The 25,249-nt window shown below is 46.7% G+C and carries 35 protein-coding genes and 2 tRNA genes; 16 read left to right on the top strand and 21 right to left on the bottom strand.

The genetic code is table 11. The annotated features are described in order from the left end of the window. The first annotated feature begins 54 nt into the window (after positions 1 to 54). The 8 genes from pyk (at position 55) to RE469_07500 (ending at position 4,942) form a co-directional block, all read left to right on the top strand. A complete protein-coding gene (gene pyk, locus RE469_07535; protein WMT44050.1) occupies positions 55 to 1,737 on the top strand; it encodes a pyruvate kinase in 1,683 nt (560 codons plus the stop codon). Positions 1,738 to 1,811: 74 nt separating this feature from the next. Then, on the top strand, positions 1,812 to 2,585 hold the full coding sequence (locus RE469_07530) for a peptidylprolyl isomerase (GenBank protein ID WMT44049.1): 774 nt from the start codon (positions 1,812 to 1,814) through the stop codon (positions 2,583 to 2,585). Continuing rightward, on the top strand, positions 2,563 to 3,372 hold the full coding sequence (locus RE469_07525) for an RNA methyltransferase (protein ID WMT44048.1): 810 nt from the start codon (positions 2,563 to 2,565) through the stop codon (positions 3,370 to 3,372). The genes RE469_07530 and RE469_07525 overlap by 23 nt, the downstream gene beginning before the upstream one ends. A 71-nt stretch (positions 3,373 to 3,443) precedes the next feature. Then, positions 3,444 to 3,812, top strand: coding sequence for a 50S ribosomal protein L18e (locus tag RE469_07520; GenBank protein WMT44047.1), 369 nt, complete (start codon positions 3,444 to 3,446; stop codon positions 3,810 to 3,812). A 2-nt stretch (positions 3,813 to 3,814) separates the two neighbouring features. Next, positions 3,815 to 4,231 carry a 50S ribosomal protein L13 gene (locus RE469_07515; GenBank protein ID WMT44046.1) on the top strand — a complete coding sequence of 139 codons (417 nt, stop codon included), beginning with the start codon at positions 3,815 to 3,817 and terminating at the stop codon, positions 4,229 to 4,231. Position 4,232: 1 nt separating this feature from the next. Next, positions 4,233 to 4,640, top strand: coding sequence for a 30S ribosomal protein S9 (locus tag RE469_07510; protein ID WMT44045.1), 408 nt, complete (start codon positions 4,233 to 4,235; stop codon positions 4,638 to 4,640). 7 nt (positions 4,641 to 4,647) lie between these two features. Next, positions 4,648 to 4,866: a DNA-directed RNA polymerase subunit N gene (locus RE469_07505; protein WMT44044.1), complete on the top strand. Its 219-nt coding sequence runs from the start codon at positions 4,648 to 4,650 to the stop codon at positions 4,864 to 4,866. Further along, a tRNA-Pro gene (locus tag RE469_07500) sits at positions 4,867 to 4,942 on the top strand. It begins immediately after the preceding gene. Between the two features lie 97 nt (positions 4,943 to 5,039). On the opposite strand, the gene RE469_07495 is transcribed toward RE469_07500, so the two are convergent. The 6 genes from RE469_07495 to RE469_07470 form a co-directional block, all read right to left on the bottom strand. Further along, complete coding sequence (locus RE469_07495; GenBank protein WMT44043.1) at positions 5,040 to 5,300, bottom strand: hypothetical protein; 261 nt, start codon at positions 5,298 to 5,300, stop codon at positions 5,040 to 5,042. A gap of 125 nt (positions 5,301 to 5,425) precedes the next feature. Continuing rightward, entirely contained in the window at positions 5,426 to 6,496 is a 1,071-nt protein-coding gene (locus tag RE469_07490; protein ID WMT44042.1) for a transposase, read from the bottom strand. Continuing rightward, the gene (locus RE469_07485; GenBank protein ID WMT44041.1) at positions 6,459 to 7,349 is read right to left on the bottom strand and encodes a hypothetical protein; all 891 of its coding nucleotides are present in this window, start codon (positions 7,347 to 7,349) and stop codon (positions 6,459 to 6,461) included. Before RE469_07485 ends, RE469_07490 begins: the two co-directional genes overlap by 38 nt. Positions 7,350 to 7,409: 60 nt before the next feature. Then, entirely contained in the window at positions 7,410 to 8,510 is a 1,101-nt protein-coding gene (locus tag RE469_07480; GenBank protein WMT44040.1) for a DUF5808 domain-containing protein, read from the bottom strand. 22 nt (positions 8,511 to 8,532) lie between these two features. Further along, positions 8,533 to 8,910, bottom strand: coding sequence for a GntR family transcriptional regulator (locus RE469_07475; GenBank protein WMT44039.1), 378 nt, complete (start codon positions 8,908 to 8,910; stop codon positions 8,533 to 8,535). 81 nt (positions 8,911 to 8,991) lie between these two features. After that, positions 8,992 to 9,492 (bottom strand): hypothetical protein, encoded by a 501-nt coding sequence (locus RE469_07470; protein ID WMT44038.1) that lies wholly within the window; start codon positions 9,490 to 9,492, stop codon positions 8,992 to 8,994. A 191-nt stretch (positions 9,493 to 9,683) separates the two neighbouring features. On the opposite strand from RE469_07470, the gene RE469_07465 reads away from it, so the two are divergent. Continuing rightward, on the top strand, positions 9,684 to 9,893 hold the full coding sequence (locus RE469_07465; protein WMT44037.1) for a CDGSH iron-sulfur domain-containing protein: 210 nt from the start codon (positions 9,684 to 9,686) through the stop codon (positions 9,891 to 9,893). 4 nt (positions 9,894 to 9,897) lie between these two features. On the opposite strand, the gene RE469_07460 is transcribed toward RE469_07465, so the two are convergent. The 3 genes from RE469_07460 to RE469_07450 all read right to left on the bottom strand — a co-directional run bounded on the left by RE469_07460 (position 9,898) and on the right by RE469_07450 (position 11,848). After that, positions 9,898 to 10,338: a peroxiredoxin gene (locus tag RE469_07460; protein WMT44036.1), complete on the bottom strand. Its 441-nt coding sequence runs from the start codon at positions 10,336 to 10,338 to the stop codon at positions 9,898 to 9,900. Between the two features lie 40 nt (positions 10,339 to 10,378). Further along, on the bottom strand, positions 10,379 to 10,783 hold the full coding sequence (locus tag RE469_07455; protein ID WMT44035.1) for a hypothetical protein: 405 nt from the start codon (positions 10,781 to 10,783) through the stop codon (positions 10,379 to 10,381). An 84-nt stretch (positions 10,784 to 10,867) separates the two neighbouring features. After that, positions 10,868 to 11,848, bottom strand: a complete 981-nt coding sequence (locus RE469_07450; GenBank protein WMT44034.1) for a ParM/StbA family protein — start codon at positions 11,846 to 11,848, stop codon at positions 10,868 to 10,870. A gap of 284 nt (positions 11,849 to 12,132) precedes the next feature. On the opposite strand from RE469_07450, the gene RE469_07445 reads away from it, so the two are divergent. Further along, entirely contained in the window at positions 12,133 to 13,467 is a 1,335-nt protein-coding gene (locus tag RE469_07445; protein WMT44033.1) for an MmgE/PrpD family protein, read from the top strand. Beyond that, complete coding sequence (gene prpB, locus RE469_07440; GenBank protein WMT44032.1) at positions 13,448 to 14,335, top strand: methylisocitrate lyase; 888 nt, start codon at positions 13,448 to 13,450, stop codon at positions 14,333 to 14,335. The genes RE469_07445 and prpB overlap by 20 nt, the downstream gene beginning before the upstream one ends. Before the next feature lie 23 nt (positions 14,336 to 14,358). Here prpB and RE469_07435 read toward each other — a convergent pair whose 3' ends face one another. From RE469_07435 to RE469_07400, 8 genes are all read right to left on the bottom strand, one after another. Next, on the bottom strand, positions 14,359 to 14,721 hold the full coding sequence (locus RE469_07435) for a Mov34/MPN/PAD-1 family protein (protein ID WMT44031.1): 363 nt from the start codon (positions 14,719 to 14,721) through the stop codon (positions 14,359 to 14,361). Further along, positions 14,708 to 15,526 carry an NAD(+) kinase gene (locus RE469_07430; GenBank protein ID WMT44030.1) on the bottom strand — a complete coding sequence of 273 codons (819 nt, stop codon included), beginning with the start codon at positions 15,524 to 15,526 and terminating at the stop codon, positions 14,708 to 14,710. The genes RE469_07435 and RE469_07430 overlap by 14 nt, the downstream gene beginning before the upstream one ends. After that, entirely contained in the window at positions 15,523 to 16,293 is a 771-nt protein-coding gene (locus RE469_07425; GenBank protein WMT44029.1) for an inositol monophosphatase family protein, read from the bottom strand. The genes RE469_07430 and RE469_07425 overlap by 4 nt, the downstream gene beginning before the upstream one ends. A gap of 39 nt (positions 16,294 to 16,332) precedes the next feature. Continuing rightward, positions 16,333 to 17,154: a DNA-directed RNA polymerase subunit D gene (locus tag RE469_07420; protein WMT44028.1), complete on the bottom strand. Its 822-nt coding sequence runs from the start codon at positions 17,152 to 17,154 to the stop codon at positions 16,333 to 16,335. A gap of 4 nt (positions 17,155 to 17,158) precedes the next feature. Continuing rightward, the gene (locus RE469_07415; protein ID WMT44027.1) at positions 17,159 to 17,542 is read right to left on the bottom strand and encodes a 30S ribosomal protein S11; all 384 of its coding nucleotides are present in this window, start codon (positions 17,540 to 17,542) and stop codon (positions 17,159 to 17,161) included. Further along, complete coding sequence (locus RE469_07410) at positions 17,539 to 18,147, bottom strand: 30S ribosomal protein S4 (GenBank protein ID WMT44026.1); 609 nt, start codon at positions 18,145 to 18,147, stop codon at positions 17,539 to 17,541. Before RE469_07410 ends, RE469_07415 begins: the two co-directional genes overlap by 4 nt. Positions 18,148 to 18,160: 13 nt before the next feature. Beyond that, a complete protein-coding gene (locus tag RE469_07405) occupies positions 18,161 to 18,721 on the bottom strand; it encodes a 30S ribosomal protein S13 (protein ID WMT44025.1) in 561 nt (186 codons plus the stop codon). Positions 18,722 to 18,853: 132 nt separating this feature from the next. Continuing rightward, the gene (locus RE469_07400; protein WMT44024.1) at positions 18,854 to 19,018 is read right to left on the bottom strand and encodes a DUF2080 family transposase-associated protein; all 165 of its coding nucleotides are present in this window, start codon (positions 19,016 to 19,018) and stop codon (positions 18,854 to 18,856) included. 10 nt (positions 19,019 to 19,028) lie between these two features. Here RE469_07400 and RE469_07395 point away from each other — a divergent pair, with 10 nt between their 5' ends. Next, positions 19,029 to 20,018: an ISNCY family transposase gene (locus tag RE469_07395; GenBank protein ID WMT45650.1), complete on the top strand. Its 990-nt coding sequence runs from the start codon at positions 19,029 to 19,031 to the stop codon at positions 20,016 to 20,018. A 69-nt stretch (positions 20,019 to 20,087) separates the two neighbouring features. On the opposite strand, the gene RE469_07390 is transcribed toward RE469_07395, so the two are convergent. Beyond that, entirely contained in the window at positions 20,088 to 20,393 is a 306-nt protein-coding gene (locus RE469_07390) for a DUF357 domain-containing protein (protein ID WMT44023.1), read from the bottom strand. 140 nt (positions 20,394 to 20,533) lie between these two features. On the opposite strand from RE469_07390, the gene RE469_07385 reads away from it, so the two are divergent. Further along, positions 20,534 to 21,373 (top strand): ABC transporter ATP-binding protein, encoded by an 840-nt coding sequence (locus RE469_07385; protein WMT44022.1) that lies wholly within the window; start codon positions 20,534 to 20,536, stop codon positions 21,371 to 21,373. After that, positions 21,363 to 22,085 (top strand): ABC transporter permease, encoded by a 723-nt coding sequence (locus RE469_07380; protein WMT44021.1) that lies wholly within the window; start codon positions 21,363 to 21,365, stop codon positions 22,083 to 22,085. The genes RE469_07385 and RE469_07380 overlap by 11 nt, the downstream gene beginning before the upstream one ends. Before the next feature lie 10 nt (positions 22,086 to 22,095). Here RE469_07380 and RE469_07375 read toward each other — a convergent pair whose 3' ends face one another. Further along, positions 22,096 to 22,362: a hypothetical protein gene (locus tag RE469_07375; GenBank protein WMT44020.1), complete on the bottom strand. Its 267-nt coding sequence runs from the start codon at positions 22,360 to 22,362 to the stop codon at positions 22,096 to 22,098. A 121-nt stretch (positions 22,363 to 22,483) separates the two neighbouring features. After that, entirely contained in the window at positions 22,484 to 23,497 is a 1,014-nt protein-coding gene (locus RE469_07370) for a class I SAM-dependent methyltransferase family protein (GenBank protein WMT44019.1), read from the bottom strand. Between the two features lie 50 nt (positions 23,498 to 23,547). Between RE469_07370 and hemC the strand changes: the two genes are divergently transcribed. Beyond that, positions 23,548 to 24,447 carry a hydroxymethylbilane synthase gene (gene hemC / locus RE469_07365; protein ID WMT44018.1) on the top strand — a complete coding sequence of 300 codons (900 nt, stop codon included), beginning with the start codon at positions 23,548 to 23,550 and terminating at the stop codon, positions 24,445 to 24,447. Continuing rightward, complete coding sequence (locus RE469_07360) at positions 24,444 to 25,160, top strand: uroporphyrinogen-III synthase (GenBank protein ID WMT44017.1); 717 nt, start codon at positions 24,444 to 24,446, stop codon at positions 25,158 to 25,160. Before hemC ends, RE469_07360 begins: the two co-directional genes overlap by 4 nt. Here the strand turns inward: RE469_07360 and RE469_07355 are convergent. Beyond that, positions 25,158 to 25,232 (bottom strand) — tRNA-Met (locus RE469_07355). The two genes, RE469_07360 and RE469_07355, sit on opposite strands and share 3 nt — an antisense overlap. Between the last annotated feature and the right edge of the window lie 17 nt (positions 25,233 to 25,249).

Here is a 25,249-nt window from a genome sequence, read left to right as displayed (position 1 = left end):
CATGATGCCGGCAGGATAATTGCACGGTTATATAGTTCAAGTTAATTCTCAATAATGGCAGGGACGAAAATTGTCGCCACAATAGGCCCTTCCAGCTTCAAGACAGATGTGCTGGAAAAAATGTACCGTTATGGACTTTCTTGCATCAGGATCAATACTGCCCATATTGAGGCGGGATACATTGCAAAGGTAAAGGAAACGCTGGAATCACTGAACAGGAAGACAGGGATGCACGTCGGGGTCATGGTTGACCTCAAGGGACCGGAACTCAGAACCGGCAAATTTCCAGACGGGCACAAGATTGTGAAGGCCGGCCAGAAACTGAACCTCACCCTCAATGGTTCTGAAGGTGACATAACCCTGAGTCACCCGGAAATAGCAAAGGGGCTTGAGCCCAAAGAAACACTGCTGTTAAGTGACGGTAGAGTCAGGATGAGAGTACTCTCTAAGAATTCTTCCAGCATTCAGCTTGAATCCCTGGATGACGGGGACCTCAGAGACAGGAGCAGAGTCAATATACCGGGCAAGTTTCTTCCTCTCGGTACGCTGACAGAACGGGACAGGCAGTTCCTGCAGGAGGGCATAAGTGCAGGCGTTGAATTTTTCGCACAGTCCTTCGTCCAGAGGAAGGAAGATGTGATGACGCTGCAGAAGGAGGTCTCGGAAAGGGGTGGAGACCAGTTAATCGTATCGAAGATTGAAACCAAGAGCGGATATGTGAACATAAAGGAAATATCCCGTGTATCAGACTTTGTGATGGTTGCCAGGGGAGACCTTGGTGTTGAGCTTCCACTGAAGGAGGTTGCAATGGCCCAGAAGCACATCATAGAAGAATCCCACAAACACGGCGTTCCTGCCATAGTTGCCACACAGATGCTGGAATCCATGGTAAAATCCAGCAGCCCCACCAGAGCTGAGGTTTCAGATGTAACCAACGCGATTCTGGACAACACGGATGCTGTAATGCTATCGGAGGAAAGCGCCGTTGGAGACTATCCGGATCTGGCAGTGAGATACCTCAATGAAATAGCAGAATTTGTTGAATCCAGGAATTCCAACTACGCTGAACCACGTGAATTTTTAGGAAACCATGTTGCCTATTCCATTGCCCGTGCATCCAAGATCGTGGCATCCGAGATTGAGGCCAGCGCCATAGTGACATTCTCCAAGACAGGAAACACTCCAAAGATGATATCTGCCGTGAGACCGGGAGTTCCAATTATTTCAGCAGTTCCTGCGCGGGGCCTTGCAAATAAGCTGAGCCTCTATTCCGGAGTTGTTCCCCTGCTTATTGAGAGCTCAAGCAATGACCTGTCCAACTTTGAGAATATCATGTCTGCTGTTGAGAAAAAGACAGGCCTCAAGAAGGGAGAGCGCGTGGTCGTTACCTCCGGCGCACCGTATTTCCTTTTTGGCGGCACAAACGATGTGAGAGTGGCCACCATTGGCAAATTCATGGGAAGAGGGTATCCCTCGGGGAAGAACTTCAAGGGAACCGTGACGTGGAAACTTGACGGTCCCGGAGATATATACGTTACAGAGAACATGAAGGGCGCCAGGATTTCGGATCTTGCGGAATTCGCCGGAATAATATTCCTTGAAAGCATCGGGCATGCCAGTGAGGAGGAACTCTCTGAAACAGGCATACCTTTCATACACAACACAAAGCTTCTGAAGAGTCTTGAAGACGGGACAAATGTTTATGTGGACGGTTCAACAGGTGTTATCACATCCTGAAGGACGCCTCACTTCGATATTTATAAATACATTTTTCTACTCTCCGCCACATTACCAACATTTGGTGAGAATTGATGAATGACGGGGATTTTATCAGAATCAACTTCGAGATGTACGTTGGGGAAGACAAGAAATTGGTATCAACGAACAGCGAACAGCTAGCTAAAGACAATGGCATATATGATGAGAATACAAAGTACAAGGAAACAGTGCTCATTGTGGGATCAGACGTACTCTTCAAGGAGGTTAACGAATCCCTGAAACAGGCTGAAACCGGAAAGGAGTATGAGGTTTCTATAAAGGCAGAGGATGCCTATGGCCTGAGGGACCCCAAGAACATAAAGGTCCATACGGTGAGGGAATTCCAGAGGCAGAAGATTGACCCGGTACCCGGACAGGAAGTATCCATAGGGGGGAGACGAGGTAAGGTAATATCCGTCACACCGGGAAGAGTTCTTGTTGATTATAATCATCAGTGGGCAGGAAAGCCAGTCCTTTACAAATACACTGTACTGGGCGTTGTGGATCAGGTGCCCGACAAGATCCGTGCGCTCATAGATTATAACTACAATGTGGATTCAGGCGAGTTCAGTGTTGAGGAGAACGGAGATGTTATTTCCATTTCAGTGCCTGAAAAGACCAAATTTGACGTTGCCTGGCTTGAGGCCAAATTCAGGCTTGTTTCAGATATTAGAAAATATATTCCTGGAAAGGACATAGAGATAAGGGAGAGTTACAAGAGAGAAGAGACACCCAAGCCTGAGGAAAAGCCGGCTGAACCTACTGAGGCTGCTTCTGAAGAAAAAAACCAGGAAGAGGCCAAGGTTGAACAGAAGAACACAGAGTAAGTCTGAGCTCAAGGAAAAAAAAGAGAATTTTATCCATAACTTTTCCACAGCACTCCAGCAGATGTCAGAAATGGTCTGCGTTGTGCTTGTGGAACCTGAAATTCAGGGCAATATTGGTGCAGTGGCCAGACTTCTCAGAAATGCTGGTTTACATGATCTGCGTATAGTGAACGGCCCTGAAATAGATGATGAAGCCCTTGCAAGATCAATGGGCGGCAAGGACATCCTCTTATCCGCAAGCAGATTCACTTCATTCAGGGAATCGGTTGCGGACTGCACTGTTGTTGCTGCCACGTCCAGTGAACAGACGCTCAGCGACAGGAAGTTCAGGAGGCTCCCTGTGACTCCATGGGATTTCTGGAACATACATTCTCCGGGAAAAGAAAAGATAGCACTTGTATTTGGCAGGGAAGCAGACGGATTGCGAAACACCGAGATCGAGATATGCAATGCCTTCATTCATATCCCGGGCAATCCGGAATACCCTGTGTACAATCTATCACATGCAGTATCCATAATACTGTATGAAATGCTGAAGCATCTGCCGGAATCTGACCCCAACATACCTGATCCTGCCACTGGAGAAGAGATGGAACTTATCAACAGCAAGATACAGGAAATAATGAGAAAATACGGATATCCAGATTACAAGATGCAGAACAGCCTGATAATGATAAGGAGGATACTGGCCAGATCCGCCATAACTGAATCCGAATTCTATAAACTGATGGGAATTCTGAGATTCGTACTGGCACCATGGAGCGAAAATAATGAAGTCGACTCTTAGTACCATTGATGGTAGCTTGAGAAAACTTTTATTATGGATTCACAATGCGGAGAGAGTATCGGTAGAATACCATGTCAATTAAATCTAATAACAAAGAAAGTACTGTCCTGAAGGAAACTGTGGACGAACTCCTGAAGGTTTCACGGGAAAACAGTTCAGTGTTCTGGAGAGACGTAGCCAAGAGAATCAACTCCCGGAGAAGATCATATGCCAGCGTAAACGTGGGAAAGATTGATAAACTGGCCAATGACGGCGACATAATAGTAGTCCCCGGATCGCTTCTAGGATCGGGTTATTTCGAAAGGAAGGTCACCATTGCAGCACTCAAGGCGTCAAGGGGTGCAATCCAGAAGCTAAGTGATTCAGGCGCAGAATTCAAGAGTCTTGTTGATGTTGCCCACGAGAATCCGAAAGGAACAGGCATCAAGATAGTGGGGTGATAATGCTGAAGATTATAGACGGAACTAACCTTATTTATGGCAGGCTTTCCGCCCATGTGGCTAAGGAACTGCTCAGGGGAGAGGAAGTGGTCATTGTAAATGCCAAAAATGTTGCTGTGACCGGATCAGAAGAATTTGTACTGAAAAAATTCCGGGAAAGACTGGATATTGGAAGCGTGAGGAAGGGTCCTTACTATCCAAGGACATCCAATCAGATCCTGAGGAGATCCATCGGAGATATGCTTCCCAAGAAGAAGACTACTGGAAAGGATGCACTTTCGAGATGCTTTGTATTCAGCAGTGTTCCGAAAGAATATGCCGGCAAGGACATGGAAACCGTGGAGGAAGTGAAGAATTCCAAGGTCAGTGGCTTCGTTACCCTTGGCAAGGTAGCAGAAAGACTTGGAGGCAAGTATTAAAATGAAAGGACAAAACGTAGTAGTAACCTCGGGCAAGAGGAAAACTGCCATAGCCAGGGCCGTTACCAGGAAAGGAAACGGACAGGTGACAATAAACGGGTATCCTGTGGAATTCCACCCGGTTCAGATTCTCAGGCAGAAAATTGAGGAACCCCTCCTCATAATAGGGGAGAGAGCCAATGAAGTGAACATAGACGTAAAGGTTGCCGGAGGAGGAATGACTGGCCAGGCCGATGCTTCAAGAACTGCCATTGCGAAGGGCATAGTGAAGTTCCTTAAGGATGACAAGATCGAGGAGATGTTCAGGCAGTACGATAGAACCCTACTTGTGAATGACATAAGGAGAAAGATGCCAAAGAAACCCTCAGGAAAGGGTGCCCGAGCAAAGAGGCAGAAGTCCTACAGGTGATGATGCAATGATTATACCTGTAAGATGTTTCAGCTGCGGAAGGGTGATAGCATCAGATTATGTCAAGTTCAGTGAGAAGATGACAGAGATCAGGGCTTCTGGGAGGGAACCTACCCCTGACGAGATTGCGTCCACAATGGATGATCTCCACCTTCACAGATACTGCTGCAGAAGGATGATTCTGTCTCACACTGACCTGATAGATGAAATCCTTCCATTCTCGTGAGGGGCCGTGGGGTAGCTTGGTATCCTACCAGCTTGGGGTGTTGGTAACTTGAGTTCAAATCTCAACGGCCCCACCATATTTCACCAATGATCCTTTATTTTTGTTTTTTTAGATTCCGCGAATCGCCAAGCGTTCCAGATGGTTCATTATTCACGTTAGGAAAGTATTGCGGTTCAGATATGCTGGTCTGCCCTGCCAGAATCGAATTGTAGAATATCATTTCTAACATAGATCCTTTCGTGCAATAGAAACACGAATGCAAGTAATATTACAGGTAAAGCCGTATTGGGATCCGTGCCGTACCCTCCAAGAACTCCGAAGTCCTGACCAACAAACCACACAAACAGAGAAAATGCGATTGTCAGCAAGGCGGAAATCTTTGGTCTTACAACCCATAGAACTGCTGTGACCGCCATGACTACCACAAATACCAAATTCCACACAATATGATGGTAATAAAAGCTGAGAGAAATGGCACGCAGCCATTCTGACAGAATCAGGGGTTGTTGATTGATCACAAGTCAACTACCAACTGCTAAAGCATGCTGGCTTGTAACTCTTATGAGGCTACAATAGGCTGGCTGACAGCAGCCCTGTTCCTGATGTTGAGGGAGGCGATGAAATCCGCTTCTCCCTCAAACCCACAGGAAATACATCTGAACCTGGATTGTTCCAGCCTGTTCTTCCTGCTTATGGCATGGCAATGGGGACATTCCCTGCTGGTGTTGTGTGGGTCCACAACAATGACAGGGATTCCTGCTTCCCTTGCCCTGTATTCAATGAACGACCGGAGCTGGTTGAAAGCCCACGAATTATGGATGTACCTGTTGCCTTTCCTAACGGTTGTCCTCATTCTTATGCCACTGAGGTTTTCAATGGCAATGGCAGAAGAGGTGCCTTTGGCTTTCTGAACGATCTCTTCAGATATTATGTGGTTGGTGGTTCTGGCGAACCTGCCCTCCTTTCCGGAGAGTTTCTTCAGATGGCGTTTTGCGGATTTGGTCCCTACAGACTGGAGACGGGAACGGAGATCAGCATTGTGTTCCCTGACCTCATTGATCTCATCACCGGAATAGTACTTCCCGGTAGAATCCACCGCAATATTCACGATGCCCATGTCAACTCCCATGGTGTCATTCGGTTTGATGATGGGTTCTTCAGGAACTTCAACGGCAACCATGAGGTAGAACATTTTGTTCTTCCTGATGAGATCACACTGACCCCTGATCCTTTCAAAAGGTATATCACCATATTTTCCAATGGTTATGGGTACTCTTACCCTTCCACTGGTGGTACTGATGCTCACCTCATCAACACCCTTGAAGCTCAGTATCCTCTGATCATATACAATGGAACCAAAATCCCTGAACTCATGGAAAGATGTCCTATCAGCCTTATAGGTTTCAACAACCTTTGCTATGACCCTGATGGCAAGCTGTGCAGCAAGACCGAACCTCTCCCTGATGTCCCTGTACGTGATTTTCTGGAGAATAACCTTGTTATACAGCTTCCCTTCAAACGCTATCCTGGAAACAAAGTTGCAGGCACTGTTGAATTTGATGAAGGTATCAACCAATGCTCCCTGCTGTTCATCATGGGGAAGCAGCTTTATCTGAAGGGTCTTGAGCACAATATTGATATATACACTCAATATATAAGAGTGTCGCAATTCCTCCCACATCTGAAGAGGTGGGCTTCCTTGCGACTGGAGATCGTGAAGATGGAATGTTGAAGAGATTCTCGGCTCTCCAGAATCCATATTGCGGAATGGCCTGAAGGGCAGTCGAAATTGCAAAGAGACCTGCCATGAAGGCAGCGATATCCCTTTTGAGAGCCCCTGTGTCAGAATATGATATCATGAGGATGGATATTATTGCATATATGAATGCAGACCCCGGAAATCCAGTCAGGTAGGAGGCGCCTTTAATGAATATTCCCCCGAAGGCCTCTCCCAGAATCCAGAGATACAGCGACCACAAGAGGGATATCCAGAGAAATATCCTGAGATGCTTGCCCTGTCTGTAGATTAGAATCCCCATCCCTATGAATATCTGGGCCACTCCAGAGAGGGCATCAAGAAAGACCGGATGGGACAGCCATAATTCAATTGCAGGCCTGAGTAACTGCCCGATGAGTGACGGTGACTGGGAAACTACCGGATTTATGACGAATGAAACAAAGCCGAATGACATCTCTGGCTGTATCTGCAGGACACCATCTATGATCCAGAGAAATCCAAAAGAGACCCTTATATAACCATAGATTCCTTTTTCCTGAACATCAGACACATCCCTTATCCTTCCTGCAGCAATTATAAGAACAATGGCAATTATGAGTCCCAGGAAGGAATAAATATAAAGCTTCACAACAAATGATTCAGGCATGACGAAGAACCTGAAATCCTGAAGGAAGATGATTGCCAGAATCAGGGCAGCAGCAACAGCGAATATCCCCTCAATGAGGTATGCGGCAATTCTTTTCATGAAGACTCGCCTTCAGTGGGTTTGGCCTTATTAGATTCATGGCGAACAGGGCATACAATGTCAACCCACAATAGGCCTTATAAGAAGCCATACCAGAGAGGCTAGGAGGATGAGTATTGCAATTTTAATGAGTGGGTTGCCGTAATTGACCGTATAGCCTATGCCGAACCTCTTTGGAACAATTACCGAAGGATCATCACGGTTATAATATATCATGCCAGCCTTCCAGAATGAATCATCATCCCTGTTCATCACGCGCCTGGGTCCAGCTGATTCCACATTCAGCTGACCGGGAAAACGGTGCCTCATCCTTGACACTATTGCAACCACAAGGACAAGTCCCACTACAGATGGAATAACAGAAAATTCTGTAAAGATGCCTGGAACAATCTCCCACTGGGCCATTCCCGATAGCATGATATCTACTTCAACCATTGTAAGAAGAACGGATAGGGCAAAAATTACGCCAAGCCTGTAATGGCGCTGGACTGCCAGGGATCTGTCCAGATCAGGGTACTCTGGCACAACCTTTACGCGGCAGAGTGCAAAGACAAGTATGGAATATATCCCCAGGAAAATAAGCTGAGAATATACAGGTGTCAGAACCAGCTGAACTGTCTTGTGGGCAAATGCAACCGGGTCTGCGCCAGAAAATTTCACGGGCAGAATTGCATGCATGTATGGATATTCCCTCATTGCGATGACAGCAGTGGAAACTATGACAGTCAGCGGCATAACAAAATACAGAAGTATTCGTACCGTAGCAGGTCTCTCGGGCGTGATAACGGCCGGCATCTTCTGTATATACCCTTCAGTCCATTTTTCACTGATCTTAACATTTCTCAGGTGTCTCCGTGCATCGAGATATACAAACCACATTGTGAGAATTTCCACAAGTATGAAAAGTGGCGAAAATCCGGCCGATCCAGTGATAATGCATACCAGAAGGCTCGATATCAGAACGATGCTTGAGGATGCAGCAACGTGAATTCTGAATCGCTTCCTTATGTAAAGGTAGGAACGATCTGCGATCCTTTCCGGCGGAATTCTTACACCAAACTGCACAGATCTTGGAGTCAGTGATGGCATGATGAAATTTATATAAGCAAGTAGAAATATGATTACAGTTGAATCTGCAACATTAATGAGGTACTGTATCACGGTCTATACCCCATGGATTGAATCAGCTGTTTCCCAGTGCTTCCCTGACAATGTCCAGTATCCTCACACTGGTGACTCCACGTGCCTTTGCCTCTTCTATGAGGCTTTTTTCCAGGTCCTCCCAGCGTTTGAGGAATCTGGAATCATCTCCACTGGCCCATTTATTTACAAATGTTCTCTTTTTCTTGTCCCGTATGAGAAACCCCTCCTGCACAAGGAGATCGTATGCTTTGTTGACAGTGTGGTAATTTATCCCAAGTGACTTTGCCAGTTCACGGGATGAGAGAAGAACATCACCTGGCTTGAGTTTGCCTGTCTTGATGCCTGATATGACTGACAGCTTGATCTGGGCGTAGAGCGGAGTCTCCAATGAATCATCTATTTCAATTATGAATGCCATACCTTTCCCTCAGTTTCCTTGATATTATATAATTTTCTGGCATATAACAGTTATCGACCGGCATCGGTTTCCGGATCAGCCTTATTGATTCATATTCTTTGGCCTGAGCACCGCCCCTAGAGCTGTGCCAACTATTCCAATCAGTATCATTGCCAGCCCTGCTACGTATAACGTGCCCATGAATGAGACCAGGCCGTAGTCTCTGATTACCGTATAGTTTATGTTTGAAGATGAGTTGCCAAAATAAACAACATAATAGTGGCCCGCAGACACGACATATGAGTGGGTTGCAACACCGCTCACCGTAAGGTTGAGCACTTCATGGATATTATACAGCCCTATATTGGATGCATTGACCATGGAAAGCTGCGATGCATCTATAAGGTAGGTGCTGAGGCCCTGTGTGGATATCTCTGACTGCCCAGTGATGTTCAGTTCCAGAGATACATATTCTCCGGCAGAAAATGAATTCAGTTTGTCATAAGTCCTGATATGCGGTTTCTCAAGTTCAGGCATTGAGGCCGCCATAAGGAGCCCTGCCACCAGTATTGCGAGACCTATGATGAGAAGTATCTTCCTCAAGTCTTGGGATGATGGGCTATTCACATAAATATCATGCTGTTGGATTGAACTGGCCATAAGATGCATATAAGTTCAAACAGCTGTCCATGGTAAATTGCTACATATATTGACTGTGGAAAATCTTAAAGATGCTTTCCAAGTCAGATGGATAATGATTTATTAGGTTGAAAACATGTCAAATGGGATATAAAATGGCAAGATTGGTACTGCACGAAAGAAACCACCCATATGTGGTGAAGGTTGGAGATCAGGAACTGCATCTGTGCGCATGTGGACTTTCCAAGAATAAGCCATACTGCGATGGCACTCACAAGAAGACTCTTGACGAAAAGGGTGACACATATCTCTACGATGAACAGGGAAACAGGGTAAAGGTAACCTCATTTTATAAGATGGATTAATCCATCAATTTTTTTCAAGAACGAGCCTGGCCTCCCTGACATGATTCGTGGCATTCATCTGGGAGTTGTAGGTGTGTATTATCTTTCCATTAACAATCACAAATGAGATTCTTGGCGGTATAATAAAACCCTTGGCCCCGTACATTGACCGGATCTTCTGGTCCGGATCAGATACAAGCTTGAAGGGCAGTTGTCTGTGTTCCTTGAACTTTTTGTGAGATTCCACAGAATCTGAGCTGACACCTATGATTGTGCAGTCGAGCTTGCGGAACTCGTCCCATTCATCTCTGAAGGCACATGCTTCAGCTGTGCAACCTGGAGTTTCATCTTTGGGATAGAAGTAGAGAACAACTTTCCCTTTTGAATAGTCCGAAAACCTGATACGGTTGCCTTCATCATCTATTGCTTCAAAATCTGGCGCATCCTCGCCTATGGAAAGTGGCATGATAAATTATGCTTCTACACTATTTAAATTGATGTGTGCGTTATTGTTTATTCTTCTCCTTTTTCTCCTCAAGTTCGGACCATTTTTTTTCCAGAGCCTGCTTCAGGTTGGTGACCTTCTGATTCCTGTCCTCCCCCTTCCTGAGCTCTTCTGGTACTCTGAGCCCGTCGTCCACATCATATTTGAAATTAATAATTGTGGACTGGCTTGTCTTGTATTTGTTGGATAGTTCCGTAATCCTCCCGTCAATTGATGAGAGCATATCTTTCATGACTCCATACTCAAGTGAATCCTGCAATGCCCTGCGTATAACCTGCAACGCGGATTCGCCCTGCTGCCTCAGAAGGTTTATGGCGGAGATATCTTCCTTTTCAAGCTTAATAATTGTTTCACTGAGGTCCGCTTCCTCCTCAGTTTCATTGTCATTTTTTTTCCTGGCTGCCATGTTCTCATCCTTTCATAGAAGAAGGATGGTGCCCATCTCCAGCCACAATAAATAATTTGTCAGGGAAATTGTGCAGCAAAAAAATCACTGCGCTGATCTGCTGGCTGCATCCCTGTATCCCAGAGCATTTGCAAACTGGATATCCTCGGCTGGTATTTTTATGAGGGTGCCAGGCGCAAGTGCCTCTAGCCTGTGGCCTATGAGTGTTGAACCTCCGCCAACCGGTATGAGCGCAGTAATTCTGTCAAGCTCTTCCCTGAGATTCTCCCTGAGCTTGTCAAGGATCTTTGAGGCAAGAGTGTTCATAAGAGGCTCTGATACCTTTGGCCCTCCAACTTCTCTCTGCTTGAATACTACTGTCTGGGAAATGGCTTCCCTGGCTATATCGGTTGGCACGATGAACCCTGTCTCCTTGGCAATTGCTTTGCTTATGCCTGAGACAAGATCGCCGACTCCTGCCTGTATACTGAAAGACATTTCCACAACGGGTTCCATGTTCTTCAGGTTAACAGTGAGGACATCAGTAGTCCTTGAGCCGATATCCACCACAACCCCGTATCCGTACTGGGTTTTAATCAGGCCCTGGTCAAGTAGATAAAGTGCCGCCCCTACTCCCTGTGGTCTCATAACCAGTTTTGAAAGCTTGAATTTTCTGGTCTCTCCGGATACTGACTTTATATCAAATTCCTTGCCTTCCAGAAATTCCTTCGCGGCATTGAGTTCATGTTCAAATGTACCCAGGGGGGTTCCGCTTCCGAGTACTATTTCTGCCTGGTTTCCGTCTGTTCCGGCTCCGCTCATCCAGAGGGCTCCGGCAAGAAGCGGCAACGAGTCCGGGTCAGAAAGTCTCCCATCTCCCTGGGGCTCCCTGACGTTTGCGCCCGTGGCATTGTCTCCAAAGAAGAATGGCTCACCATCGTTTATGGTAAGGATCGTTGTTGATCCCCCTATTCCCCAGTTCTTAGCCTCAGTTCCAGCCCATCTTGACGGGAACTTCTCTCTTTTGCCGTCCACTCCGATGACTTTCGTGTCACCATATCCTAGGTCGATACCAACTGTTATCAATCTTCCCTCACCTTTCATTCACAGACTCAGCATAACAGGATTAATCCATAGCAACAAGGAGCATATTCATGCCCGCATACTACCATGGCAACCATGTTTCTGCCTGTCCTAAGCTTACAACAATTGTCATGCCCGCATTTAAATGTTTGCCTTGATCTCATGGCATTTCGTTACTGGAGAATGAGAATTTAATGCGTGGGCATTAAAATATAGATTAATAGTCTATATTTACTTTCAGCATAAAGCACTGAATTCCGTTAAATAGTCCGATTCCATTGCAGAATATGGATGCAGTCATAGCTAAAATTATTGAGCATTCGGATGAAATCAGAAGGTCCCATATTCCCTCAGATGTCTCCGAGGAGATGAAAAAAAGAATTGCGGATTCCATAATCACCTCATTTGGTGCAAGGGATGCACCTCCTGTCAGGATAGAGAAGAAAGTGTTCCTTCCACTCTCCGGCAATCTTTCATCACGAGTTTATTTTGGAGCCGGAAGGGCCACTCCGGATATTGCAGCCTTCATAAACGGATCCATGACCAGGTACCTGGACTACAACGACACTTACCTCTCCAAGGAGGCGTTGCATCCCTCTGACAACATACCCCCTCTGCTTGCAATTGCTGATGCCATGGATTATGATGGCAAGGCAGTTCTTGAAGCTGCCTCCCTGGCTTATGATGTTGTAGGGTCTCTTGCTGATGCAGTTTCAATAAGGGACAGGGGCTGGGATCACGTAACGTACATTTCAATATCGGCAGCTTCTGGCCTCGCCAACCTGATGGATATGGACGTGAAGAAATTCGAGAATGCCATCAGCCTTTCACTCAACAACAGCATAAGCATGAGGCAGACAAGGGCCGGGGAGCTCAGCATGTGGAAGGGCTGTACCGCGTCCGATGCTTCCAGGAATGCTGTTTTTGCTGCTCTTCTGGCTTCTGAGGGTTTCACGGGACCATCGCCAGTCTTCACTGGCGAGATGGGGTTCTTCAAGCAGGTATCCGGAGAATTCTCGCTGGAGCTTGGATTCGGCAAGGTCCTTCGCACAATGATAAAGAATTTTCCGGTGGAATACCATGCAATGAGCGCTGCAGAGGTTGCCCTGAATATCAGGAGTAAAGTAAAAGGTGAGATAAAGAGAATTGATGTTGAAACATTCCAGGTTGCCTACAGCATTATCATAAAGGATCCAGAGAAGCTGAGGCCAAGAACAAGGGAGACTGCTGATCACAGCATGCCCTATATCGTTGCTTACACCCTGCTTCACGGCGCACCAAATCCAGAATCATACAGCGACGATCTTCTTCACGATTCCCGTATTCTGGGTTTAATCGACAGATCCTCGTACAGGGTGACAGAAAGATTCAACAGGATGTACCCTGATTATCTGCCTGTTAAGATCACTGTTGAGGCAGAGAACGGAACATTCACTGAAGAGATGGATGCCCCCAAGGGGCATTTCAGGAAGCCTTACACCTGGGATGACCTGAAAGCAAAGGGCGAGAGAGTGATGGGGCCCGAGAACTCAGCCATACTGATGGATTTCATGAAAAGTTTCCAGAAGCACCAGGTAAGGGAATTAATGGAGGTGATTTCCGATGTCAGTTTTAAGAGATAATATAAACTCAGGGCCCTCAGAACTCAGGAAGATACTGAAGAACGGCTTCTGTGTTGCACCGGGCGTCTTCAACGGTGTGTCCGCAATTCTTGCCGAGAGGTCGGGATTCAATGCTCTCTACCTCTCGGGATCTGGCGTGGCAGGAAACATGGGACTTCCTGACCTTTCTGTAACAACATTAACTGAAGTGGCAGAGGAAGTTAGAAGGATCACTGCGGTCACCAGGCTTCCTCTCATTGTGGACATTGATACAGGTTTTGGTGAAACAATTAATGTTATCCGCACAGTCAGGGAAATGGAGCACGCAGGGGCAAGCGCCATTCATATTGAGGACCAGGTTCTTCCCAAGAGATGCGGCCACCTGAACGGCAAGAGGATAGTCCCCGAAGACGATATGGTGCTGAAGATAAAGGCTGCAGTTTCCGCAAGGAAGAACATGGATTTTGTCATCATTGCAAGAACAGATGCGCGATCGGTAAATGGCCTGGATGATGCAATTGAAAGGTCCAGAGAATACCTCAGGGCAGGGGCAGATATGATCTTCACTGAGGCCCTGGAATCCAGATCAGAATTTGAAAGGTTTGCCTCCGAAGTAAAAGCCCCACTGCTGGCCAATATGACTGAATTTGGCAAGAGCCCGCTTCTTTCTGTTGAGGAGATAAAGGAGATCGGCTACCGGGCTGTGATTTTTCCCCTGACAGCATTCAGGGCCATGCTGAAAACCGTTGAATATGTCTACTCAGACCTGAAGAAGTCCGGCACCCAGAGGGATTTCATGGAACGCCTCATGACCAGGTCAGAATACTATGACGTCATAGGATACGATGAGTACGAGAAGGAAGACAGGGAACTTGCAGACAGTAACTGACGCCCTTGATCCAAAACCGGGAATCAGATAACCTTCATCTCTATTCTTTTTCCGGATCGGTCATAGGCTGTAAAATTCTCAAGGTTATAGGGATAGCCAACTATTATGTGGACAGCACCTGTGTTGGAGAACATTGACAGGTCTGCATCGCTTGGGATGGTGAATCCAGAAGGGTGCGAGTGTACGCTCCCCACAAGTGAGAAGTCAATGGGCTTGCTGTAAAGCTGGAATATTGTGTGATGATCGCCCTGCACTGTCCCTGGGAGTATGGCAATTTCATAAATCACGTTGTTTTCAGCACGGAGGAATGCCCCGAATTCCCTGGGATATGAATCCTTTGAGGCCTCCATTATCATCTGAAGCGTTCTTTTTCTAATAGACCACATTCTTGATCAGCTTTTCCCTTATACGGTCGTAGAAAGATTCACGGAATGTCACGAATCTGGCCTTGTTTTCCGATACCCTTATGGATATCTCATCCCGCTCATCCACATTGTACTGCGTCTGCCCGTCCAGTATGACCACGCAGCTCTGGTCCTTGCCGCCAAATCTCACAAATATTTCCTTGTCAGATGGGAATACCACCGGTCTTATTCTTGAGCGGAACGGCGCGATGTAGGATATGACCGCCGCATCAAGTGTGGGATAGATTATGGGTCCCCCCGCACTGTATGAATACGACGTTGAGCCAATGGGTGTGGCAATTATGAGGCCATCAGCCGTGGTTGTGTCAAAGAAATTGTCGCCTATGTAAAGCTTGAATTTCCGTATCTTGGCGATCTTGCTTGTATGAATTACCGCCTCATTGGTGCATTCCATGGTCTCCACGCCATTGATCAGGACCTTCAGCTTCATTGTGCTTTCTATGCGGTAATCATTCCTCATTATGCGGTACATTGACCTTTCAACGTCGCCAATCTCCACTTCGGAGAGAAAGCCCAGTCCTCCCATGTTGATTCCCAGAACAGGCGTGTTTGCCCTCTGTATGGCCCTGAGAACCGTGCCGTCTCCACCAACAGCAATGACCATGTCGACTTTCATCCTGTCTATGTCCGTTCCCTTCAGGTCAAGGAATCTGGCAGTTTCCCTGTCATAATACAGGTCCCAGTCTTCGGGCAGTATCTCCACTATCCTCTGCACAATGCTGGCACATCTTGAACAGCCCTTCCTTACAGAGAAACCTATCTTCAAACTATCCCCTCCAGAAGCTGCCTGTTTGCTGCAGCGATCACGTGGGATCTTTCTGCAACGTCAAGTCCAAGATTCAGATCGCTGCCGTCCTGATCCACAACAATACCTCCAGCTTCCCTGACAATGAGGGCCCCCGCAGCAATATCTATATTTCTTATGAAAACACCTTCTCCCACGTATGCCATGAGGTCGGCAGATCCCTTGGCAACAAGGCACATTTCAAGGGAAGCGCATCCAAGCCTGCGGTGTTTTCCCCTGAGGCTCATGATCCTGCGGTTTATAGGATCCTGCCATTTCCCTGCTTTGGAAATCCAGCATCCAACCGGTTCCTTTGAAACTGATATCTTCTTTCCATTGAAGTATGAACCCTTTCCCCTGACAGCATGATATACGTCACCGCCATAAAGATCCTTCACATAGCCAGCGCTTAATGATGAGAAGTCCCTTCCCATTACGGCCATGGATACGGAATAGAAAGGTATGCCGTGGAGCGCATTGAATGTGCCGTCCAGAGGATCAATGACCAGATTCGTATCATAGCCCCTGTTTATTATGCCGGCTTCCTCGCTCACTATATTTACAGGTATGTCCATTTCGTTAACTCCCTGGATTATTATGTCCTCGCAGATCTTGTCGAGATAATGTGTAGCTGTACCATCAGCCCCCATTCCCACCAGGTTTGATGGGGAATTGTTTGAGGAATTGCGATTGAATCCTTCCATTACATCCTTTCCAATGGCGTCAAGCGACTTGAAAAAATCTGTCATAATTATGTCATATGGGAAGGTAATGAAATAATATTATGGTCAGTCTGGGGTTACAAGGCTGTCCAGGAGTGTGTTGAGCCTCTGCGGCAGTCTCTTCATGGCGTACTGGAGAACGTCAATTGCCTTGTAGGAACCATCTGTTTCAAACTGGAAAATGAAATTTGTGTCATCCTCTATGATCTTCACTCCCTGCCTGTCCAGCAGCTGTGAAATCCATGGGCACCTGTCATCGTCGGTGAAGCTGATCTGCTTTGAATCTTCTGAAAGCACACTTTTTGGGCATTTTTCCTTGTAGAATTCCCAGTTTTCGAAGTCGGCTTTGGTTATCCTGAGTTCCCTGTGATATTTATATGAAACACCAGATGTCGCCTGCCATTTTGTGTGATCCCGACCCCTTCCCATTATCGCCTCTGCTGTCACAAGTATTGCCTGCTTTGGTCCCAGTTTCACTATTGGTATGTTTCTGTCTGCTGGAACGAGTTCCGGATTTCCCACTGGCTGGAGATCTCCAGATGTGACCATTGCCGGGCCGATCTTGTTGATTGAATATGTCATTGTGCACAGGGGACATCCCTGACCTCCGCAGCTGCATTCATTCCTGAAGTTCATCTTTGGGTCGGTGACAAGTGGAATCAGTCCAAGACGATGAGCGACAATCTCATCAAAAAGAGGCAGGGAGCTATCATAGACATTTCCCTCTCCATCCCTTATCTGGCCATGATGGAATGTGACCTTTTCAATGGCAAGTTTCGGGATATCGTTGATCAGAGTCCTCCTTATGGAGTTGGCTATTCCTGAATCAATTCCATCTATTGAAAATTTAATGTAATTATCCTGCAATTCAAGGATCCTAAGGGTCATGCGCTTAAACTCTCCTTCCCCTCTTTCCGCCTTTTTTCTTTGTGCCGTCATGGGGAACGGGTGTTACTTCCTCGATACGGAGAATCTTGAAACCAGCTCTGGAAAGAGCCCTGATGGCAGACTGTGCTCCAGGACCTGGGATCTTTGATCTGCTTCCGCCTGGTGCCCTGACCTTTATTATGAGATCAGAAATTTCCTTTTCCTTCAGTTTCTCTGCTATCAGATCGGCAGCCTTCATTGCCGCATATGGGCTTGATTCGTCCCTGTCGTTCTTTACAACCATCCCGCCTGTGGCCTTTGCAAGTGTCTCGGCACCTGTTGTGTCGGTCACCAGTATGATGGTGTTATTCTGCGAAGCATAAATATGAGCTATACCTGTTTTATTCATTGTTTCTCTTCCCCTGACTCTGTCTCATCCTGGCTGTCATTTTCCTGACCGGTTTCACCCTGCTGTGCACCGGGGCCATTCATTATAATCTGCCTGAGTGGATGAAGCTCATCATTTAGCGGTGAACTCTCTGTGTAGCCAATCTGACCCTCCATGTGGCCTTCCACAATAACGCCGGGAACTGTTACGCGCCTTCCGTCCATGGTGATATGCCCATGGGTGATAAGCTGCCTGGCCTGCTTGGGTGTCCTGGCATAGTTCTTGCGGTACACGATTGTCTGCAGCCTTCTTGCAAGTATGTCCTCGATTGTAAGTGAAAGTACATCATCAAGTGTTGCGTTCTCTGATATGATACTGTAGCGATTGAGTCTCTTAATGAGCAACTGGAACTGCTTTACCGCGTTGTCGTCATTGGTTCTCATTCTCGCCTGAAGTTCCCTTGCCTGGCTCCTGAATGACTTCAGAAGCTCCATGTTCTTCCACAGTTCCCTCTTGTTCTTAAGTCCGAACTTATTGAGAAGCTCTCTTTCAGAATCAATACGCTCTTTCTCCCAGGGGTGCCTGGGCGTTGAATATGTTTTCTTTGGAAATTTTGGATCTCCCATTTAAATCTCTCCTTTACTCCTTCTTCCTCTGGACTCCAACGGTAAGGCCTTTTCTTCCATTTGATCTTGTCCTCTGTCCTCTAACTTTCTTGCCCCTTTCGTGCCTTACACCGCGATACATCTTCACCTTCTTCATCAGGTTGATGTCGTCCTGTATAATCTGGTCCAGATCGTTGGATACCAAGTTAATGTCATCACCTGTGACAAGCTCCCTTCTGTGATTAAGCGCCCATGATGGAATGCCCTCATAGTCCCTTGATTCCACGAAATCCCGGATCCTGTCAATATCTTCCTCTTTCAGTTCACCGATCTTCTTGTCGGCCGGAACCCCAAGTTTCCCAACAATTATCTGCGACAGCCTGTCACCTACACCTTTAAGATCTGCAAGAGCAAGCCTGACCGTTCTCTCACCGTCAAGATCCTTACTTCCGATACGGACAATGTACTGGAAATCCTCATTCTTCTCCTTGGGGACCTCTTTTTTAGGGACCTCTTTCTTTGCCTCTTTTTTCGTCTCTTTCGTATCCTTCTTCTCTTTCGTTTCTTTCTTCTCTGATTTCTGATCCTGAGCCATTAAACCATCCTTCAATTGACCGTGTCATTCCACATTGCTTAGTACAATAAGATACTTTCAGTGTGGAATGGCTCCCTTATCCTGTATGGTTATAAATATGTTATCGGAACGAAGACTTCGGGACAGAAGTCGTCACTCCTGGTCTTTTTCAATTATGAGATAGGCCTTCTTTCCCAGGAATTCCTTGGGGCAATCCACCTTTGCTCCTGATCCGAATTTTGTCACAACTTTTTCCATATAGGCTTGAATGTTTCTTACAGTAATCTCATTGGCCTCAACAACCTGAACCTTCTTCACAAATGTATATATATTCGGTATATATCATACTTTCGTGATCACCCAGGATCAGTACGAGGCATTCAGGGATAACATCAACACACTGATAGAAGAGTACAGGCAGAAATTCTCAGTGCCGGTGATCTCAGATACAAAGAAATATGAGGAAATATACAGGAAAAGACTTCTTGGAATGTCAGTGGAACTCAGATCCATGATCGATCATGCATCCTCCATTGCCATAAATGAATATGGCAGGCCATCTTTACTGAACGCTAAGGAGAAAGCATTCATACTCCTGACAAAGGAGATAATGAAGCTAAGCAACAGGAGAATGGCATATGGGCTGCCGCTGTTTGGAATTGACAGAATCATCTCATACAAGACCGTTGAAAGGCTCTATTCAGATCCCCTTGTTATCATGATACTGAACAACCTCTTCATTGAAACACTGAGGAAAAAGGAGATCGGGAAATGTGATGCTGCTGGCGATGGAACAGGCTATTCCCTCACTGTAACCAAGCATTACCGATCAATGAGGGAGAAACATGGAGAATCCGTAAAGAAAGGGCAGTTCGTCTATTCATTCGCCCTGATGGACCTCAGTACAAGGATGTACATTGGGTATGCCGTCTCCCTCAGATCGGAGAGGGACGCATACATGAAAGCCCTGGACATGATCGCCAATCTGAGGATAGATCTGGAAAGCATCAGGCTGGACAGATACTATTCTGGACAGAGCATACTTGATGACTTCTCTGAAAACACAAGGATATTCATCATACCGAAGAAGAATTCCAGAATAAGGGGGCCATGGGCATGGAGGCATATGATCCTTAGGTTCATGAACGATCCCATAGCATACCTGAGGGAATACTTCAAAAGAAGCAACTCCGAGGCAGGATTCTCCTCAGACAAGAGATCGACAGGGCACATGATATTCCAGAGAAGAAAAGATCGTATAGAGACCTCAGGATTCTGCAAGGGACTTCTGCACAACCTGATGCTTGTGAATGGGTAGGGCTACTTATGTCCCAGAGTCCGGAACGAAGAAGCACCATAATTCAATTGCAGATAAAAAGCGGCTGCTTCACCTGTAAAGTGTGAAAAGTCTGTGATCATCGTGCCCATCCAGTACACCCAGCCTTACAAGACTGTCAATCCACCCATATGAATAATTTAGTGCAGCAAATGCGTTGATCGGATCATTCTTCTCCAAGAAGTGTTTCGCGTCTGAGAAATAACTCCGAATCATGGTCATTGCGCTGTCAGCGAAGTCCTTCAGCATTGAATTGTCCGGAACGGCTATTGTGATTTTTGCCAGTGCAGCATCCTCAATTTCAATGTAGCGCCGCACCCTCTGCCTCAGATCGGTTTCAACGTCATTGTGGTCCATTTAATGGCAGATTATGCTTCCTATTGATTTTTTCGTCATGTCATGATTCAGGATCAGGCGATCAACTGTTCCTTTCTGCAATGTCTACGGAAAGGGCTATTCAGGATTTGTTTAAATATGGAGTCAAATTTCTGCCCTGTATGATTGAGACAGAGAAACTGACAAAACGATATTCTGACGGCAACTATGCTCTCAGGGAACTTGATATCTCTGCCTCAGAGAAGGTCACGGCCATCATAGGCAGGAACGGCGCCGGAAAGACTACCCTTATACGAATACTTTCAACACAGTTGCTTCCCACCTCCGGGACTGCCAGGGTTAACGGAATGGATGTGATCACGGAAGCAGGTTCTATCCGGAAGAGCATTGTGAGCATTCCGCAGGAGGCCGCACCTATCGGGATTCTCACAGCATTTGAACAGGTGAAACTCTATCTTGTCGGCAGGGGAATGTCCTTCAAGGAAGCTGCTCAGTCGGCTTCCATGGCACTGGATGAGCTGGATCTGCGGGAGGCGAAGCACTATCCCACGGACACACTTTCAGGAGGGATGAAACGGAAGATGTTTGTGGCCATGGCCCTTGCCGCAAACGCCGAAGTGGTGTTCCTTGATGAGCCTACAACCGGGCTTGATCCCATATCCAGACTTGAGGTATGGTCAGCCATTCGTCGTATCGGTTCCACGGTCATACTGACCACACATTATATGGAGGAGGCTGAGCAGCTTTCCAATGAAGTGATACTTGTTGACCATGGACGTTCTCTGGAACAGGGTACCCCAGCGGATTTGCTGTCCCGATTCAGGGGCAAGATAAGAGTGGAGATCAACGGCCAGTGCCAGGACTGCATACACATAGGCTCCCTGTCCATAAAGTACGTGAAAAGGGAGATGGCAGACAGATACATAGATATGGGATTCGCAATCAGGCCCATCACTCTGGAGGATATTTTCATAAGCAGGGGTGTTAGCATTGAATCTTAAATTCACGTTTCTGCTGGCGTGGTACTACGGATTGAGAACCGTGGGAAGGGGGCCTTCGTATATCATCGCTTCCCTCAGTTCACCTCTGACCCTCCTTTTCATTGTTTTTATAATCTCCCGCGGAACACTGGTCAAATACGCCATTGTGGGTGGCTTCATAGGACTTGTGGCATCAGTAGCACTTTCCAGTGCAGGTGATGCGGCTTTCATGAGGCTTCAACTCAGGATGCAGGATCTGTATGTGGCCAGCCGTGTGAATCCTTCAGACTATATGCTTGGCCTAACCCTGAGCTACCTCATGTTTTCCCTGCCGGGAATTGTTCTCTATTCCATCCTGGGATACTTCGAGAATGTCTTCACGCTTACTGATGTGCTGGCACTTGCCGGGATACTTGCACTGCTTGTTGTTTCCACATCGTCCATATCATTCATTGTGTCAAGCAGCATAAAACATGTCAGGAATGTGTGGGGTATAGCAGGCATAATGTCCGTTGTGATGACGGTTCTTCCTCCCACGTTCTATCCATATACATTCATACCGAAAATAGCCATTTACGCCTTATCCGTCTCTCCCGTAACGCCAGCCGCAGTCCTGACTCAGGGTGCCTTCGGCCTTTCGCCGCTCATGGCAATGGAAATACCTGTGATGCTTGCGGAAACAGTGGCATATTTCTCTCTGGCAAGATACCTGACCAGATGGAGGGAAAAGTGATCCCCTGGACTCACCTGAACTTGCTGTAGTCCGCCAGAAGATCTAGAAGTCTCTTCTGCATATCATCGTCTATGAGACCATCGGTCCTAATTTTAACAATATAGTCCCTGGCCTCTCTGGTGCCTTTTTTTGAAGCAATGGAATAAAGACTGCCCTTAACTGCGCCTCTCACGCTGTCGGGAAGTTCTTCCACAATCTTTCCAAGCATGAAGTTGAATTCCTCGGTTTTCCGCATGTCAAGCCTTCGTGACTTTTTCGGTCCAGTATCCTTTGGCATATTGGACCTTTTTTGCATACCATTTCTAGAATTATAGTTCGGTTTATGATAGTTCCTTCTCATTATACTTAATATAGTAGTCAGACAGATTATTTATGGATTTTGGCGATGTTTCACGGATCTATTGCAACAGACCCCTTGAAACCACCATATCCAGTGACATATGCCAGAGATGTGGTCCGTAAGACTTTACTTTCCTCTGTTCAATGAAATCCAGGATATAACCCAGCCGCCTGGCAAGAACGATAATCTCGTGCCAGTATGCTGAAAGTTCATGGGTGGGCACCAGCAGGTGAAAGTTGAGAATCGTTCCAGGTCCGGATCGCATCAAAGCCGCAGAAATGAATTCCAGTGAGCTGAAGTGCCCCATTACTATGTAATCAAACCGCATTGCAGGTGAAACGTCCCTGCAGTCTCCCAGAATCGGTATCACCCTGTCCTGAAGCCTGTTGATCGCCACATTACTCTTCAGGAAGCCATATGATTCTGGATTTATCTCAACTGAATAGATCTTTGAAAGGTGCGTATATTTTGCCAGAGGAAGAGAAAAATAGCCGATTCCGGCAAACATGTCCAGAACAGTGGCCCCGTCAAGTGTCATTTTTCCATGCTGTATCCTCTCATTGACATTTCCGGGAGAGAACATTACCCTGGATGGATCCATTGAGTATCGGATTCCATTTTCCAGATGAATAACAGTTCCCGGTACCCCGTACACAATTTCCATTTCCGGATGCCTGATGTTTCCCTGTATCCTGCCACGGTCAATATATATGGATTTCACGCCCAGAACCTGTGCAATGGACTGGAGCACACTGCGGGATGGTTTTCTGGACTCCTTGATGATCAGCGCATCCCCCAGTCGTATCCATCTGTCCGGTATCACAGACATCTTTGATTTGACACCGGAAATTTTTTTTATGGTTTCTACCGGCGGTTTCTGGATGGCTCTGGACTCGAAATCCATTTCCACTGCCATATACCCCTGGAATTCTGCGTGTTGCTTCAGCGGAATCATGACCAGATCACCGTCCTGCCTTATTTTCAAATCCTTGCGAATAATATCCATGGAGAGAAGTTTCCTTATGATTCCCTCAGATTGATATTTATTAACAACAATGCCGGGATTTTTCATTGATTAACACCCTGAGTGACAGTTTTAACTTGAAAGACAATACGGTAGCCATGACTCATATTAAAATAGGCACAAGGCCAAGCCGTCTTGCTGTCAGGCAGGCGGAGATGGTGGCTGAAAGGCTGACTGTCGCAGGCATTGATGCCAGCATACACAGATTTAACTCATCGGGTGATGTGGAAAATACCACCCCGCTTTACAGGGCACCCGGAACCGGTATATTTGTGGAGGAGATAAACAGGCGGGTCATTTCTGGTGAAGTTGATGTGGCAGTTCACAGTGCAAAGGATCTTCCATCTGACCTTCCGGATGGGCTCCAGGTCATATCCGTACTTCCCAGGGAAAACTTCAATGACGTTCTAATAGCCGGGAAACCTCTGGAGGAACTCCCGGCCGGGTCCCACATAGGGACATCAAGTTTGAGGCGCATCAAGGAGCTTTCAATGGTGAGACCCGACCTTGTTGCAGAAAACATAAGAGGAAACATAGACACACGTATCCAGAAGTACAAGGATGGCAATTACGACGGAATAATCCTCGCAGAGGCTGGAATTACCAGACTCGGCATTGAGACTGAATACCACCGGCTTGGGACAGAAACATTCATGCCTGCTGCCAACCAGGGAATAATCGCAGTGGTGGGAATGCGTGGAAGCAGTGCTTTTTCCGCTGTTGAAAGGCTGAAGAATCAGGAAACACAGTTTGCAATGGAAATGGAGAGAGAAGCTATGCGCAGGCTGAACCTGGGATGCTCCATGCCGGCAGGCATGATATGCACCAGATCCGGAACAGTGTGGACACTCACCATCAGGCTTTATTCTCTGAACACCAGAGAATACCGGGATTTTGCTTCCACGGTGAGAAGCAGGCAGGATGTGGATGAATTCACCTCTGGTATCAGATCGCGGATTCCTCCTGAATTCGGTTACAGCCGGGACGGAGTGGCATGACCGGAAAGACACTGATTGTCACAAGACCTGAAGGCAAGGCCGCAGGAAATATAAATTGCCCCGGAATGGAAATAGTAAACGTACCGGTCACACGGCTCGAAGAACTGCCATTTAACACAGATACATTCCGGTCATTCAATCCTGAAATCGTCATAGTGACCAGTGCACGTGGCGCTGACACCATCAGATCCAACATTGGTTTCTTCGGCACCGATCGTACATATATTTCCATCGGAAAGATCACCGGTGACGCCCTGCGGTCCATAGGCCTGGATTCCCTGATTCCTGATGACCAGACTTCCAGCGGGATCGTGGAACTGATCAGGCGCAATGACTGGAAGTCTCGCAGAATCGCGCTCCTGTCAAGTCAGCAGTCAAACATGGTTGTGCGGGATTTCCTGCTGAAGGAGGGCTATGATTTCAAACTGTTCACAATTTACCGCAGTGTGCCTCTTGACCTTTCCAACCTCTTAAAATATATTCTGGGCGGATGCCTCGGAATAATCATAACGTCATCGCAGGAGGCGGAAATAATACTGAAGGATCGGTCTGTGGTTTCCGCTATCATGAATACTGGAACGAGGATATTCGCCATTGGAAAAACAACTGCAGACACAATATATAAATCAGGATATACACCAGCCGATCCAGTTGGGAAGTCCGTACTTAAGGATCTCGTGTGCAAGATAAGAGAAAAATACCTTGAAAAATAGCGGGGAATGGATTTGAACCATTGATCTACGGGTTATGAGCCCGTCGGGATCTCCTAACTACCCTACCCCGCTTCCACAGGTTATCCGAT

The sequence above is a fragment of the Cuniculiplasma divulgatum genome, from assembly GCA_031200235.1.
Classification (GTDB): Archaea; Thermoplasmatota; Thermoplasmata; order Thermoplasmatales; family Thermoplasmataceae; genus UBA509.
Note: the sequence above shows the minus strand (reverse complement) of the source record. Positions and strands in the feature narration are given on the sequence as shown.

What these genes read in the sequence shown, in the direction of transcription:
- RE469_07530 (WMT44049.1), top strand. Translation starts at nt 1,812, where the DNA reads ATGAATGACGGGGATTTTATCAGAATCAACTTCGAGATGTACGTTGGG.
- RE469_07510 (WMT44045.1), top strand. Translation starts at nt 4,233, where the DNA reads ATGAAAGGACAAAACGTAGTAGTAACCTCGGGCAAGAGGAAAACTGCC.
- RE469_07405 (WMT44025.1), bottom strand. Translation starts at nt 18,721, where the DNA reads ATGGCTCAGGATCAGAAATCAGAGAAGAAAGAAACGAAAGAGAAGAAG.
- RE469_07485 (WMT44041.1), bottom strand. Translation starts at nt 7,349, where the DNA reads ATGAAAAGAATTGCCGCATACCTCATTGAGGGGATATTCGCTGTTGCT.
- RE469_07425 (WMT44029.1), bottom strand. Translation starts at nt 16,293, where the DNA reads ATGACAGATTTTTTCAAGTCGCTTGACGCCATTGGAAAGGATGTAATG.
- RE469_07410 (WMT44026.1), bottom strand. Translation starts at nt 18,147, where the DNA reads ATGGGAGATCCAAAATTTCCAAAGAAAACATATTCAACGCCCAGGCAC.
- RE469_07360 (WMT44017.1), top strand. Translation starts at nt 24,444, where the DNA reads ATGACCGGAAAGACACTGATTGTCACAAGACCTGAAGGCAAGGCCGCA.
- RE469_07460 (WMT44036.1), bottom strand. Translation starts at nt 10,338, where the DNA reads ATGCCACTTTCCATAGGCGAGGATGCGCCAGATTTTGAAGCAATAGAT.
- RE469_07390 (WMT44023.1), bottom strand. Translation starts at nt 20,393, where the DNA reads ATGGACCACAATGACGTTGAAACCGATCTGAGGCAGAGGGTGCGGCGC.
- RE469_07465 (WMT44037.1), top strand. Translation starts at nt 9,684, where the DNA reads ATGGCAAGATTGGTACTGCACGAAAGAAACCACCCATATGTGGTGAAG.
- RE469_07385 (WMT44022.1), top strand. Translation starts at nt 20,534, where the DNA reads ATGATTGAGACAGAGAAACTGACAAAACGATATTCTGACGGCAACTAT.
- RE469_07435 (WMT44031.1), bottom strand. Translation starts at nt 14,721, where the DNA reads ATGTGGTCTATTAGAAAAAGAACGCTTCAGATGATAATGGAGGCCTCA.
- RE469_07520 (WMT44047.1), top strand. Translation starts at nt 3,444, where the DNA reads ATGTCAATTAAATCTAATAACAAAGAAAGTACTGTCCTGAAGGAAACT.
- RE469_07475 (WMT44039.1), bottom strand. Translation starts at nt 8,910, where the DNA reads ATGGCATTCATAATTGAAATAGATGATTCATTGGAGACTCCGCTCTAC.
- RE469_07370 (WMT44019.1), bottom strand. Translation starts at nt 23,497, where the DNA reads ATGAAAAATCCCGGCATTGTTGTTAATAAATATCAATCTGAGGGAATC.
- pyk (WMT44050.1), top strand. Translation starts at nt 55, where the DNA reads ATGGCAGGGACGAAAATTGTCGCCACAATAGGCCCTTCCAGCTTCAAG.
- RE469_07420 (WMT44028.1), bottom strand. Translation starts at nt 17,154, where the DNA reads ATGACCCTTAGGATCCTTGAATTGCAGGATAATTACATTAAATTTTCA.
- RE469_07505 (WMT44044.1), top strand. Translation starts at nt 4,648, where the DNA reads ATGATTATACCTGTAAGATGTTTCAGCTGCGGAAGGGTGATAGCATCA.
- RE469_07455 (WMT44035.1), bottom strand. Translation starts at nt 10,783, where the DNA reads ATGGCAGCCAGGAAAAAAAATGACAATGAAACTGAGGAGGAAGCGGAC.
- prpB (WMT44032.1), top strand. Translation starts at nt 13,448, where the DNA reads ATGTCAGTTTTAAGAGATAATATAAACTCAGGGCCCTCAGAACTCAGG.
- RE469_07375 (WMT44020.1), bottom strand. Translation starts at nt 22,362, where the DNA reads ATGCCAAAGGATACTGGACCGAAAAAGTCACGAAGGCTTGACATGCGG.
- RE469_07515 (WMT44046.1), top strand. Translation starts at nt 3,815, where the DNA reads ATGCTGAAGATTATAGACGGAACTAACCTTATTTATGGCAGGCTTTCC.
- RE469_07445 (WMT44033.1), top strand. Translation starts at nt 12,133, where the DNA reads ATGGATGCAGTCATAGCTAAAATTATTGAGCATTCGGATGAAATCAGA.
- hemC (WMT44018.1), top strand. Translation starts at nt 23,548, where the DNA reads ATGACTCATATTAAAATAGGCACAAGGCCAAGCCGTCTTGCTGTCAGG.
- RE469_07415 (WMT44027.1), bottom strand. Translation starts at nt 17,542, where the DNA reads ATGAATAAAACAGGTATAGCTCATATTTATGCTTCGCAGAATAACACC.